The organism is Neisseria sp. HMSC055H02 (genome assembly GCF_001813335.1).
GTDB classification, from domain to species: Bacteria; Pseudomonadota; Gammaproteobacteria; order Burkholderiales; family Neisseriaceae; genus Neisseria; species Neisseria sicca_C.
Window position 1 is genome coordinate 13091 of record NZ_KV812116.1, and the last position, 216, is coordinate 13306.

Here is a 216-nt window from a genome sequence, read left to right on the forward strand (position 1 = left end):
CTGCGAAATGAGAAAGGGAGCTACAACGTTGCGATGCCATTCATAGCATCAAGTGTGATTGTAGCACTGCGAAATGAGAAAGGGAGCTACAACGACGGTTCGCCGTTTATTGTTCTTTAAAAGATTGTAGCACTGCGAAATGAGAAAGGGAGCTACAACCCTTTTAGTTGATGATGAATTGCATAGTTTATTGTAGCACTGCGAAATGAGAAAGGG